The organism is Kitasatospora purpeofusca (genome assembly GCF_036010405.1).
Lineage (GTDB): Bacteria > Actinomycetota > Actinomycetes > Streptomycetales > Streptomycetaceae > Kitasatospora > Kitasatospora purpeofusca.
Map to the genome: position 1 here is coordinate 9,384,638 of NZ_CP108561.1, position 14,691 is coordinate 9,399,328.

The following is a 14,691-nucleotide window of genomic DNA, read 5'->3' on the forward strand; positions in this document are numbered from 1 at the left end:
CGCTCCCCGTACCCGCGTCGTGTCGCGGCCTGCGCTATCGGGCCGCTATGCGACTTGGGCAAGATCGACGTCGCAGGTCCGGTGGCGCACACGCCGGGCACGACGAAGGCGTCCCGGTCGGCGCGCGACCCGTGGGAGCGGGCGCCCCGCCACGGTCCGGTGACTGATGGTCCTGCTCGCCGTGAAGGAGTCCGAACACACGATGGCGCACCCCGACGGTACAGAAGCACCGCTGCTGTGGACACTGGCCGGCAGCGGCAAGGAGTCGTTGGCGGCCGGCGCGCGCGGCCTGCACGCGTACCTGGCCGGTCGTGACGACTGGAGCCCCCAGGACATCGCGGTCGCCCTCGCGCGCACCGCTTCCGAGGGGAGCCGGCGGGCGGCACTGGTGGCGGACGGCCGCGACGGGTTCCTGCGGCGGCTGGGCGCGCTCGCCGACGGCAGGAGCATGCCCGGCCTGGCGGAGGGCGCCGCAGGGGCGGGCCGCCGGGTCGCCTTCGTGTTCCCCGGACAGGGCGCGCAGTGGCCCCGGATGGCGGTCGACCTGCTGGACACCTCCACGGTGTTCCGCGACCGGATGGACGCGTGCGCGCAGGCCCTGGAACCGTTCGTCGACTGGTCGCCGATCGACGTGCTCCGCGACCCCGACGCGCCGGGCGCACCCGCCGCGGACCGGGCCGACGTGGTGCAGCCCCTGCTGTTCGCCGTGACGGTGTCGCTCGCCGCGCTGTGGCGGTCCCACGGTGTGGAACCGGCCGCCGTGCTCGGGCACAGCGTCGGCGAGGTCACCGCCGCCGCGGTCTGCGGCGCGCTGTCCCTGGACGACGCCGCACGGGTGGTGGCCCTGTGGAGCCAGGCCCAGGCGACCCTGGCCGGGCAGGGCGACATGGTCTCCGTCATGGCCCCGGCCGGCGAGGTCGAGCCGCGACTGCGCCGCTGGGACGGCCGCCTCGTCGTCGCCGCGCACAACGGCCCGCGGTCCGTGATCGTCTCCGGCGACCGCGACGCCGCGGCCGAACTCCTCGCCGAGCTGGCCGCGGACGGGGTGCACGCACGGCGGATCGCGGTGGGCCTGGCCGCCCATTCCCCCCACATCGACGCGATCCTCCCCCGGATGCGCGCCGACCTCGCACCGATCCGGCCCCGCACACCGCGACTGCCCTACTACTCCGGACTGACCGGCGGCCGACTGGACGTCCCGGTACTGGACGCCGACTACTGGTGCCGCAACCTGCGCAACACGGTCAGGTTCCACCAGGCGACCGGGGCCCTGCTGCGGGACGGCTACGGCGTCCTGCTGGAGGTCAGCCCGCACACCGTGCTGACCTCCGCCCTCACGGACTGCGCGGAGGAGCACGGCGCGCAGGCCGCCGTCCTCGGGACGCTGCGCCGTGACCAGGGCGGTCCGGGCCGGTTCCTGACCTCGCTCGGTGACCTGTACGTGCTCGGTGCCGCCCCGGAACGGGACGTGCTGTCCGCCGGGCAGGACACCCGGGTACCGGAACTGCCGGCGGCTGCCCTGGCGGCGCTCGCGGCGCCCGGCCCGGGGGACGCGAACGGACCCGACAGCGCCGGCGGTGCGGACGGCGCGGGCGGTGACCGGGAGGCCGGCACCGCGTTCCGCGCGGAGCTGGCCGGCCTGGACGTACCGGAGCGGCGTGCCGCGCTGGCCCGGCTGGTGGGCGAGGAGATCGCCGCGCTGATCGGGCGGTCCGATCCGGTCCCCGCCGACCTGGCCTTCCTCGATCTGGGATTCGACTCCGTCACCGCGGTGGAGCTGCGCAACCGGCTGAGTGCGGCGACGGCGCTGCGCATCCCGGCGACGGTGGTCTTCGACTGCCCGACTCCGGCGGAGCTGACCGCGTACCTCTGCGCCGCGATCGGCGGCGACCGGCCCGGCCGGAACACGAAGGCGGACGCGGACGAGCCGGTGCGGCGGGCCGAGGACGACGACCCCGTGGTGATCGTCGGCATGGGCTGCCGCTACCCCGGCGGTGTCGGCAGCCCCGACGAACTCTGGGAGCTGGTGTCGGCAGGTGCCGACGCCGTCTCCGCGCTGCCCGACGACCGGGGCTGGGACACCGTCGGACGGTACGACCCCGCACCGGGGACGCCGGGCCGGTACTACCAGCGGGAGGCGGGTTCGCTCGCCGGTGCGGCCGAGTTCGACGCGGAGTTCTTCGGCATCTCGCCGCGCGAGGCGGCGGCGATGGACCCGCAGCAGCGGCTGCTGCTGGAGACCACCTGGGAGGTGCTGGAGCGGGCCGGGATCGACCCGGCCACCCTGCGGCGGACCCCGACGGGCGTCTACGTCGGGGCGATGACCATGGACTACGGGCCCCCTCTCGAAGAGGGCGCCGACGAGGGCGGCCACCTGCTGACCGGCAACACCGGAAGCGTCGTGTCGGGCCGACTGGCCTACACCCTCGGGCTGGAGGGAGCGGCGGTCACCGTGGACACGGCCTGCTCGTCCTCGCTGGTGGCCCTGCACCTCGCGGTCCGGGCCCTGCGGTCGGGCGAGTGCTCGCTGGCGCTGGCCGGCGGCGCGACCGTGATGTCCACGGTCGGCATGCTCGTGGAGTTCAGCCGTCAGGGCGGACTGGCGCCGGACGGCCGCTGCAAGGCCTTCGCGGCAGCCGCCGACGGCTTCGGCCTGGCCGAGGGCGTGGGCATGCTGCTGGTGGAGCGGTTGTCGGACGCGCGGCGTCTGGGGCATCCGGTGCTGGCGGTGGTGCGTGGTTCGGCGGTGAACCAGGACGGTGCGAGCAATGGTCTGACGGCGCCGAACGGTCCGTCGCAGCAGCGGGTGATCCGGGCGGCGTTGGCGGACGCGGGGTTGTCGGCGTCCGAGGTGGACGTGGTGGAGGCGCACGGTACGGGGACGCGGTTGGGTGATCCGATCGAGGCGCAGGCGTTGCTGGCGACGTACGGGCAGGACCGTCCGGCGGACCGTCCGGTGTGGATCGGCTCGCTGAAGTCCAACATCGGCCATGCGCAGGCCGCGGCGGGTGTGGGCGGTGTCATCAAGTCGGTGCTGGCGATGCGGCACGGGGTGATGCCGAAGACGTTGCACGTGGACGGTCCGACGCCCGAGGTGGACTGGTCGGCGGGGGCCGGGCGGTTGCTGACGGAGGCCCGTGCGTGGGACGACACGGGACGCCCGCGCCGGGCGGGGGTGTCCTCGTTCGGCATCAGCGGGACCAACGCCCACGTGATCCTGGAATCCGCTCCGGCCGAGGCCCCGGCCGGAGCGGTGGAGGGTACCCGGCGTCCTGGGCCGGTGGTGTGGCCGGTGTCGGCGCGCAGCGCGGAGGCCCTGCGGGCGCAGGCGGAGGCGCTGGTGGCACGGGTGGTGGCGGAGCCCGGGCTCGACGTGGCGGACGTGGGTCATTCGCTGGCGGTGGGGCGTGCGTCCTTCGAGCACCGTGCGGTGGTGCTGGGCGCGGACCGGAGCGAGTTGCTCGGCGGGCTGACCGCGCTGTCGCAGGGTGCTGCGGTGTCCGGTGGCGGGTTGGTTTCCGGTCGTTCGGTGCTGGTGTTCCCGGGTCAGGGTTCGCAGTGGGTGGGGATGGCTGTGGAGCTGTTGGCCGGGTCGGAGGTGTTCGCGGGGCGGATGGCGGAGTGCGAACGGGCTCTGGCGCCGTACACCGACTGGTCGTTGGTGGAGGCGTTGGGTTCCGAGGCTTTGTTGGCGCGGGTGGATGTGGTGCAGCCGGTGCTGTGGGCGGTGATGGTGTCGCTCGCGGAGGTGTGGCGTTCCTTCGGCGTCGTGCCGGACGCGGTGGTGGGCCATTCCCAGGGTGAGATCGCTGCCGCGTGCGTGGCGGGCGGCCTGAGTATCGACGATGGTGCCCGGGTGGTGGCGTTGCGTTCCCGCGCGATAAAGGTGTTGGCGGGCCGGGGCGGTATGGCGTCGTTGCCTCTGCCGGTGGACGAGGCACGGGGGCGGATCGCCTCCTGGGTGGGCCGGTTGTCGGTGGCGGCGGTGAACGGTCCGTCGTCGACGGTGGTGTCGGGCGACGCGGACGCTGTCGTGGAGTTGGTGGACGCCCTGGTGGCGGAGGGGGTGCGGGCGCGGGTGATCGAGGTCGACTACGCCTCGCACTCCTCGCACGTGGAGGAGATCCGCGAGCGCCTGCTCTCCGATCTGGAGGGCATCACCCCCCTCTCGGGTTCGGTGCCGTTCTACTCCAGCGTGACGGCCGGCCTGTTGGACACGAAGGCCCTGGACGCCGAGTACTGGTACCGCAACCTGCGGGAGACCGTCGAGTTCGAGCGGGCGACCCGCGCGCTCCTCGCGGCCGGGCACCGCGTCTTCGTCGAGTCCAGCCCGCATGCGGTGCTGTCCGTGGCGGTGGGGGAGTCGGTGGAGGCCGCGGGTGCGGATGCCGCGGTGCTGGGGACGTTGCGTCGCGGTGAGGGCGGCGTGGAGCAGGTGCTGCGTGCGGTGGGCCGTGCGTGGGAGAGCGGCCTGGCGGTGGACTGGTCGGGTGCGTTCCCGGGGGCGCGGCGCGTCGAGCTGCCGACGTACGCCTTCCAGCGGCGGCGCTACTGGCTGACGGCCCCCGCCGCCGTGCCGGCCGCCCCTGCCGAGGACCGCTGGGACGACCTGGAACGCGAGGACCCCGCCGAGCTCGCCGAAGCCCTCGGGGTCGGCCGTGAGGCCCTGGACGAAGTACTGCCCGCCCTGGCGACCTGGCGCTCCGCCAGGAACCGTGAACGGAGGGCGGAATCCTGGCGCTACCACGTCGCCTGGGCACCCCTGGCGGTCGCGCCGGCGGACGGCCTCCCCGGTCGCTGGCTCGCCCTGCGTCCCGAGGGTGACGACGCGGCGGCCGTCCTGGACACCCTCGGCGAGGCCGGAGTCGACCTCCTCCCGTGCGTCGTCGCCGATCCGGGAACGACCCGTGGACAACTGGCCGCTCTGCTCACGAAGACCGCAGGGGAGCAGCCGATCGCCGGAGTGCTGTCCCTGCTGTCCTGGGAGGAGCGCCCCCATCCCGAACACCCCGACCTGCCTGGCGGTCCGGCGCTGACCCTCGCGCTGATCCAGGCGCTGGAGGACGCGGGCATCCGGGCCCGGCTCTGGACGCTGACGAAGGGGCTTGCGGTCCTGGGCGGCGCGGAGCGGCCCGGACACGTCGGTCAGGCCGCGTCCGCCGCCCTGGGCCGGACGCTGGCACTGGAGCATCCGCATCGCCGGGGCGGTCTGATCGACCTGCCCGAGGTGCTGGACGTCCGGGCCGCCCGCCGCCTGTGCGCGGTGCTCGCGGGAGCCGCGGCCGACGAGGAGCAGGTGGCGGTGCGCTCCACCGGGGTCCACGGACGCCGTCTCCGGCCCGCGCCGTCCGTGTCGCCGAAAGCCCGTGCGGGCGGCGCGGCCGTCCGGGTGCGGACGCGACCGCGATGGCAGGGCACCGTCCTCGTCACCGGTGGCACCGGGGGCGTCGGCTCGCACACGGCGCGCTGGCTCGCGGGCCAGGGCGCGGAGCGGCTGCTGCTGGTCGGCCGTCGCGGTGCCGACGCACCCGGTACGGACGCGCTGCGGGCGGAACTGGCGGCGCTGGGCGCCGAAGTGACCGTCGCGGCCTGCGACGTCGCCGACCCGGCCGCACTGGCGGCGCTGCTCGCCGACATCCCGGCGCGGTACCCGCTGTCCGCCGTCGTCCATGCGGCGGGTGTGCTCGACGACGGCGTGCTCGACGCGCTGGACCCCGCGCGGCTCGCCGCGGTGCTGCGTGCCAAGCTGACCGCCGCCCGGAACCTGCACGAGGCCACCGCGGGTCTCGACCTGTCGGCCTTCGTGGTGTTCTCGTCGGTGATGGGCGTCGTGGGCAACGCCGGGCAGGGCAACTACGCGGCCGCCAACGCGGCTGTCGACGCACTCGTCGCAGCCCGCCGGGCCGCCGGGCTGCCCGGTACGTCCGTGGCCTGGGGCGCCTGGGCCGGTCCTGGCATGCTGGCGGACGATGTCGCCGCGCGGCTGCGGGACTTCGGCCTGCCGGTGATGGAGCCCGAAACGGCCGTCACCGCGATCGGCCGGGCACTCGTCGAGGACGACGCGCTGGTCGTGGTCGCCGACGTCGACTGGCGGCGCTTCACCGCAGGCACGGGCCTGCGGTCCGCCGCCCTGCTCGACGGGATTCCGGACCCGGCTGCCGCGAGGCCCGCCCCGGACACCACCGCACCGCCGGCGGCCCGGGAGGGCGGCGGTTCCGCCGACGACCTGCGGCAGCGGATCGCCGTCCTGCCGCGCCACGAGGACCGGGTCAGGACCCTCACCGAACTGGTGCGCACCCACGCGTCGACGGTCCTGCGCCACCCCGACGTCGACACGGTCCGGCCCGGAAAGGCGTTCTCCGCGCTCGGCTTCGACTCGCTGACGGCGGTGGAACTGCGCAACCGGCTCGCCGCCGTCACCGGGCTGGCCCTGCCCGCCACCGTCCTGTTCGACCATCCCACACCGTCGGCACTGGCCGACCGGCTGCTCGCGGACCTGGACCTGGACGTGCCGGACGCGGCGGGCGGCCCCGCCGGCCCCGTCGCCGCAGAGGTGAGCCGGGCGGTGGAGCCCGCCAGCAACGAGCCGATCGCGATCGTCGGCATGGGCTGCCGCTTCCCCGGCGGGGTCGCACGGCCCGAGGACTTCTGGCACCTGCTCTCGAAGGGCACCGACGCCGTCGGGGACTGGCCGTCGAACCGGGGCTGGGACACCGAGGGGCTGTACGACCCGGACCCCGACCGCGCCGGCACCACGTACAGCCGGCAGGGCGGCTTCCTGCACGACGCCCCCGAGTTCGACGCCGAGTTCTTCGGCATCTCGCCGCGCGAGGCCCTGGCCATGGACCCCCAGCAGCGGCTGCTCCTGGAAACCGCCTGGGAGGCGGTCGAGGGCGCCGGGCAGGATCCGACCGCGCTGAAGGACCGGCAGGTCGGCGTCTACATCGGTACCAACGGCCAGGACTATTCCGCGCTGCTGGAGGGCGCCGAGGGAGTGTCCGAGGGCCATCTGCTGACCGGGAACACGGCCAGCGTGCTCTCGGGGCGGCTGTCCTACGTCCTCGGCCTCCAGGGGCCCTCGCTCACCGTCGACACCGCGTGCTCCTCGTCGCTGGTGGCGCTGCACCTGGCCGTGCAGGCCCTGCGGCGCGGCGACTGCGAGCAGGCCCTCGCGGGCGGGGTGACGGTGATGAGCACCCCGCGGCTCTTCGTGGAGTTCAGCCGTCAGCGCGGGCTCGCCGCCGACGGGCGGTGCAAGGCCTTCTCGGCGGAGGCGGACGGCACGGGCTGGGGCGAGGGCGCCGGAGTGCTGCTGCTGGAGCGCCACAGCGACGCCCTGCGCCACGGCCACCCCGTACTCGCGCTGATCAGCGGCACCGCCGTGAACCAGGACGGCGCCAGCAACGGGCTCACCGCCCCCAACGGCCCGTCCCAGCAGCAGGTCATCCGCGCCGCCCTGGCCGACGCCGCGCTGCGGGCCGACCAGATCGACGCGATCGAGGCCCACGGCACCGGCACGAGGCTCGGCGACCCGATCGAGGCGCAGGCGCTCCAGGCCGTCCACGGACCGGCGCGCCCGGTGGACCGTCCGCTGTGGCTCGGCTCGGTGAAGTCGAACATCGGGCACACCCAGGCGGCGGCCGGGGTGGCCGGGGTGATGAAGATGGTGCTGGCCATCCGCCACGGCGAACTGCCGGGGACCCTTCACGCCGGGACGCCGAACCCGCACGTCGACTGGTCCGGCGGTGCCGTCCGCCTGCTCACCGAGCCCACCCCGTGGCCGGAGACCGGGAGCCCGCGTCGGGCGGGCGTGTCGTCGTTCGGCATCAGCGGCACCAACGCGCACGCGATCATCGAGCAGGCGCCCGCCGTCGCGGCCGTGCCCGCCCCGCACCGGAACGACGCCCCGCACCGGAACGACGCCCCGGACCGGAACGACGCCCCGGACCGGACCGACACCCGGGACCGGACCGACACCCCGGCCGTGCCCGCCCCGGACACCGCCGCCACCGCCACGACGGCCGTCGCGGCGGTCACCGCCGAGGCCGCCGCCACCCCCGCCGCCCGCCGTACCGGTCCGCCGGTGCCGCTGCTGCTCTCGGCCAGGACACCGGAGGCCCTGCGGGCCCAGGCCGGCCGGCTGGCGGGCCGGCTCGACGCCGACCCGGACGTCGAACTGGCGGACGTCGCCTACTCGCTCGCCGCAGGGCGGGCCCCGCTCGAACACCGGGCCGCCGTCCTGGGACGGGACCGGACATCCGTCCGGCGCTCCCTCACCGCACTCGCGCGCGGCACGGCGGAGGGCCGACTGCTCACCGGCGGCGCCGTACGCTCCGGCCGGACCGCCTTCCTCTTCCCGGGACAGGGCAGCCAGCGGGCCGGAGCCGGAGCGGAGCTCTACCGTGACGACCCGGTGTTCGCCGACGCCCTCGACGAGGTGCTGACCTGCCTGGACCCGCACCTGGACCTGAGCCTGCGCGACGTCCTGTTCGCCGAGCCCGGAACCCCGGGCGCGGAGCTGCTCGACCGCACCCGGTACACCCAGCCCGCGCTGTTCGCCCTGGAGACAGCGCTGTTCCGGCTCGTACGGCACTGGGGTGTGCGGCCCGACCTGCTGATGGGGCACTCCATCGGCGAACTCGCCGCCGCCCACGCTGCGGGCGTGCTGGACCTGCCCGACGCCTGCGCGCTGGTGGCGGCACGGGGACGGCTGATGGACGAACTGCCCGAGGGCGGGGCGATGGTGGCGGTGGAGGCCACCGAGGAGGAAGCGCGCCGGGCCCTGCTGGACGACCGCGCCGGGCACAGTGCCCCGGAGCGGGAAGCGGACCAGGACCCGGCCCGGGACGCGGTGGACATCGCCGCCGTCAACGGGCCCACCTCCGTGGTCCTGTCCGGTGACGCGGACGCGGTGCAGCGCCTGGCCGGGGCCTTCCGCTCCCGCGGACGGCGCACCCGGCGCCTGAGCGTGAGCCACGCGTTCCACTCCGCCCGGACGGACGGGATGCTCGACGCGTTCCGGGACGTGGCCGAGTCGCTGACCTACCACGCGCCCGGCATCGAGATCGTCTCCAACCTGACCGGGCGTACCGCCACGGCCGCGGAACTCCGTTCCCCCGACCACTGGGTGCGCCACGTCCGGGGCACCGTTCGCTTCCTGGAGGGGGCCCGCCGGCTGCGGGACGAGGGCGCGACGACCTACCTCGAACTCGGACCGGGCGGCGTGCTGTCCGGCATGCTCCACGCCTGCATCCCCGAGCCCGACTCGACCTCCGCCCCCACCTCCGGCGGCCCCGGGACGGTACCGCTGCTGCGCGACGGCCGCGGCGAGCCGGACGCCGTCCGCACCGCACTCGCCTCGCTGCACCTGCGCGGCGTGGCCGTGGACTGGTCGGCGGGCTGGAACGGCACCGACGTGCGCCGGGTCGACCTGCCCACCTACGCCTTCCAGCGCAGGCGCTTCTGGCCGGAGGCCGCGTCGGACCCGGCCCCCGCCGCCTGGCGCGCCCGCCGGGCGACCGCGCTCCCCGCCGGCCCCCACCGCTACCGCATCGCCTGGGAGCCGCTCACCGCGCCCGCGGAGCCCCGCCTCTCCGGTCGCTGGCTGCTCGTCACCCCGGACGGACCCGGCGCCGAGGACACCGCGCTCGCCTGCGAACAGGCCCTCGCCGGCCATGGCGCCGACGTGGTCGTGACCCGGGTCGGGGCCGCCGTCGATCGCGCCGAACTGGCCCTGCTGCTCCCGGAGTTCGGCGACCTGACGGGCGTCCTGTCGCTGCTGGCCCTGGCGGAGGGGCCCCACCCGGGCCTGCGCACGCTCGACGCCGGCCTGACCGGGACCCTGCTGCTGCTCCAGGCGCTGGGCGAGAGCGGCATCGACGCACCCCTGTGGTGCGCCACCCGCGGCGCGGTGGCGGCCCGCGGCACGGAGGAGGTCCGCCCCGATCAGGCCCAGGTGTGGGGCCTGGGCCGGGTGGCGGCACTGGAGCACCCGCTGCGCTGGGGCGGCCTGGTCGACCTGCCGGAGCTGCTGGACGAGTCCGCGCTGGACGCGCTGTGCGCGGTGCTGGCCGGACTGGACGGCGAGGACCAGGTGGCCGTACGCGCACCTGTCCCGTTGGGCCGTCGGCTCGTCCCCGCGCCGGAGCCCGAGGCACCCGCGCCCGCACCGTGGACGCCGCGCGGCACGGTCCTCGTCACCGGCGGCACCGGGGGCCTCGGCGCCCAGGTGGCGCGCTGGCTCGCGGAGCGCGGCGCGGAGCACCTCGTCCTGCTCGGCCGGCGGGGCCCCGAGGCCCCGGGTGCCGACGCACTGGTCGACGCCCTGGCGGCGCTCGGCGCCCGGAGCACCCTGCTGGCCTGCGACGTCGCCGACCGCACCGCGCTGGAACGGGTCCTGGAGCGGCTGCGCGACCAGGGCGACACCGTACGGGCCGTGGTGCACGCGGCGGGACTCACCTCGGACACCGCGCTGATGGACTGCACGCCGGAGGAACTGGCCCGGCGGACGGCGGCCAAGACGCTCGGCGCGGCCCACCTCGACGCCCTGTTCGAAGGCCGCCCGCTGGACGCCTTCGTGCTGTTCTCCTCGGTCTCGGCCACCTGGGGCAGCGGCGGCCAGGGTGCGTACGCGGCGGCCAACGCCTACCTGGACGGCCTCGCCGCGGCGAGGCGCGGCCGGGGCCTGGCGGCGACCTCGGTGGCCTGGGGCCCCTGGGCCGGCGCGGGCATGGCCGACGGCGCCGTGGGCGACGGCCTGCGCCGCCACGGGCTGGTGCCGATGGACCCCGCGGCGGCGCTCTCCGCGCTCGGCCTGGCGCTGGCGCTGGACGAGGGCGAGGCGGTCGTCGCCGAACTGGACTGGAGCCGCTTCGCGCCCATCTTCGGTTCTGCAAGGGCCAGCGCGCTGCTGCGCGGCCTGCCGGCCGCCCGGGCGGCGGACGGCGGCCCCGCGGCCGCGGACAGCTCCGCCGACTCCGGACCCGGGACGGGCGGCGACCCGGCGTGGTCGCACCGGCTGCACCGGCTGTCCGGGCCCGAGGGCCGCAAACTGCTGACCGAGCTGGTCCGGAGCGAAGCCGCCGCCGTGCTGGGCCACGAGTCGGCCGCCGGCTTCGCGGCCGACCGCCCGTTCCGCGAGGTGGGCTTCGACTCGCTCACCGCCGTCGAGCTCCGCAACCGGCTGGTCGAGGCCACCGCCCTGCCGCTCACGCTCACCTCCGTCTTCGACCACCCGACGGCGACCGCCCTCGCCGCGCACCTCTTCGCGGGGCTGAGCGGCACGGAACCGGACGCCGAGGGCACGACCGGCACGACCGGCACGACCGGCACGGCCGGGCCCGTGGCGGCCGACGAACCCCTGGCGATCGTCTCGATGGCCTGCCGGTTCCCGGGCGGCGTCCGCTCGCCCGAGGACCTGTGGCGACTGGTGGCCGACGGAGTGGACGCGGTCGCCGCCCTGCCCGCCGACCGGGGCTGGCCGCTGGACACCCTCTACGACCCGGACCCCCTGCACCCGGGCACCTTCTACACCACCGGCGGCGGATTCCTGGACGGGGCGGCCGAGTTCGACGCGGAGTTCTTCGGCATCTCCCCGCGCGAAGCACTCGCCATGGACCCGCAGCAGCGCCTGCTGCTCGAAACCAGCTGGGAGGCACTGGAACGGGCCGGACTCGACCCCGCGTCGGTGCGCGGCAGCGAGGGCGGTGTCTACGTCGGCGTCGCCGCCCAGGGCTACGGCACCGGCCCGCAGGACCCGTCCGACGAGGTCGAGGGACACCTCCTCAGCGGCACGGTCACCAGCGTCGCCTCCGGCCGAATCGCCTACACCCTCGGACTCGGCGGCCCCGCCGTGACCGTGGAAACGGCCTGCTCGTCCTCGCTGGTGGCCCTGCACCTGGCCGGCCAGGCACTGCGCGCCGGCGACTGCTCGTTCGCCCTGGTCGGCGGCGCCGCAGTGATGGCGAGCCCGGACGTCTTCGTCGAGTTCAGCCGTCAGCAGGGCCTCTCGCCCGACGGCCGCTGCCGCTCCTTCGCCGAAGGCGCGAACGGTACGGGCTGGGGCGAAGGGGTGGGCGTCCTGCTCGTGGAGCGCCTCTCCGACGCGCGCCGCCTCGGGCATCCGGTCCTCGCTCTCGTACGGGGCACCGCGGTGAACCAGGACGGTGCCAGCAACGGCCTCACCGCCCCGAGCGGCCCCGCGCAGCAGCGGGTGATCAGGGCTGCGCTGGCCACGGCGGGACTCTCCGGCGCCGACGTCGACCTGGTCGAGGCGCACGGCACCGGCACCGTGCTCGGCGATCCCATCGAGGCGCAGGCCCTCCTGGCCACGTACGGTCAGGACCGGCCCGCCGACCGGCCGCTGTGGCTGGGATCGCTGAAGTCCAACATCGGGCACACCCAGGCCGCCGCCGGAGTCGCCGGGGTCATCAAGACGGTGCTCGCACTGCGGAACGGCGTGCTCCCCGGCACCCTGCACGCCCAGGAGGCGTCCAGCCGGGTGGACTGGTCGGCCGGAGCGGTCCGGCTGCTCGCGCAGGCCCGCCCCTGGGACGCCCCGGACGGGGGTCGGCCGCGCCGGGCCGGCGTCTCCGCGTTCGGCATGAGCGGCACCAACGCCCACGCCGTTCTGGAGCAGGCACCCGCCGACGACGCCCCGCCGACCGGAGGCACCCACGGCGAACCGTCCGAGGACACCGGGACCGCGGTGCCGTGGCTGCTCTCCGCCACGACCCCCGCGGCCCTGCGCCGACAGGCGCGCCGACTGGGCGAGCACCTGCGGGCCGACCCCGACGGGGACGCCGCCGCCCCGGCCCGCGCGCTCGCCACCACCCGCCCCGCCCTGCCCTTCCGGGCGGCCGCCACCGGCCGCGACCGCGACGCGCTGCTCGGCTGGCTGGACGCCCTCGCGGCGGGAGAACCCGCGCCCGACGCCGTGCAGGACCGGGCGCGCGGCGGCCGTACGGCCTTCGTCTTCCCCGGGCAGGGCTCGCAGTGGGCCGGCATGGCCGTGGCGGCCCTCGATGCCTCCGGAGCGTTCGCCGCCGCGATCGCCGACTGCGAACGGGCGCTCGCCCCGCACACCGACTGGTCCCTGACCGAGGTACTGCGCGGTGCGCCCGGCGCACCGACGCTCGACCGCGTGGACGTCGTCCAGCCGGTGCTCTTCGCCGTGATGGTCGCGCTGGCCGCGCACTGGCGCGGCACCGGGGTCACCCCGGACGCGGTCGTCGGGCACAGCCAGGGCGAGATCGCCGCCGCCTGCGTCGCCGGAGCGCTGTCGCTCGACGACGCGGCCCTCGTGGTGGCGCTGCGCAGCCGGGCGCTGCTGAGGCTGGCGGGCCGCGGCGGCATGGTGTCGGTCGCCGCCTCCGCCGAGCGGACCACGAGTCTGCTGCCCGCCGGCGGACGCGCGTGCGTGGCCGCGGTGAACGGCCCCGGAGCCGTGGTCGTCGCCGGGGAGCCCCAGGAGCTGGCAGCCCTGCTCGCCGCCTGCGACCGGGAGGGCGTACGGGCCAGGACGATCCCGGTGGACTACGCGGCCCACTCGGCCCAGGTCGCCGAGATCGAGGAAGAACTGCGCGAAGCCCTCACCGGCATACGCCCCCGCGCCTCGACCGTCCCGCTCTACTCGACGGTGACCGGCGGACCCGTCGCCGGAGAATCGCTCGACGCCGCCTACTGGTACCGCAACCTGCGCGAGCCGGTCGACTTCGTCGGCGCGACCCGCGCCCTGCTGGACGCGGGTCACACCCTGGTCGTCGAGGTCGGCCCGCATCCGGTGCTGCTCGCCGGGATCGAGGCGGTGGCCGAGGAGGCCGGGCGGGAGGTGTCGGCGGTCGGCACGCTGCGGCGCGGCGACGGCGGCCGGGACCGGCTGCTGGCCTCACTGACCGAGGCGTGGGCGGCCGGTGGCGGTCCGGTGGACTGGTCGCCCTGGACGGGGACCCCCGGGCCGGAGGGCCCGGCACCCGTCCCGCTGCCGACGTACGCGTTCCAGCGCGACCGGTACTGGCTGCCCACACCGGGTCGGACGGCCGCCGCGGCCACCACCTCGGCCACCACCTCGCCCACCACCTCGGTGCCGGCCGAGGAGACCGGGCAGGGCGCGGGTGACGACGACGGCACCCCCGCCGTACGACTGGCCGCCCGGCTGGCCCCGTTGGACCGGCGGGCACGCCGTCAAGCGGTGCTCGACCTGGTCGTCCGGCACGCGGCGGCGGTCCTCGGCCATCCCGGCGCCGGTCCGGTGCGCGCGGAACGCGCCTTCTCCGAGGTCGGCTTCGACTCGATGCTCGCGGTGCGGTTCAGGAACGCGCTGTGCGAGGCCACCGGGCTGGCCGTCCCGCCGACGGTCGTCTTCGACCACCCGACGCCCGAGGCGCTCGCCGACTACCTGGACGCGGAGCTGTCCGCCGCGCCCGAACCGCCCTCGCCGCTGCTGGCCGAACTGGACCGGCTGGCCGTGCTGCTCGCGGCCGTCCCGCCAGGAGCGGCCGACACCGACGGGGTCGGCGAACGACTGGACGAACTGCAACGCGGCTGGGGCCGGCGAGTCGGCGCACCGGCCGGCGAGGCACCACCGCCCGGACCGGTGGACGACATGGCCGCGGTGACGGAAACGGCGACAGCGGACGAGCTGTTCGCCCTGATCGACAACGACTTCGGAAACGCCTGAGAGAGAGCTGTCCC

The 14,691-nt window shown here is 76.0% G+C and carries 1 protein-coding gene; it reads left to right on the plus strand.

The window, feature by feature from the left end; translation table 11 throughout:
* Window positions 1-202 precede the first annotated feature (202 nt).
* Entirely contained in the window at window positions 203-14,677 is a 14,475-nt protein-coding gene (locus OG715_RS40780) for a type I polyketide synthase (protein WP_266272137.1), read from the plus strand.
* Window positions 14,678-14,691: the final 14 nt, after the last annotated feature.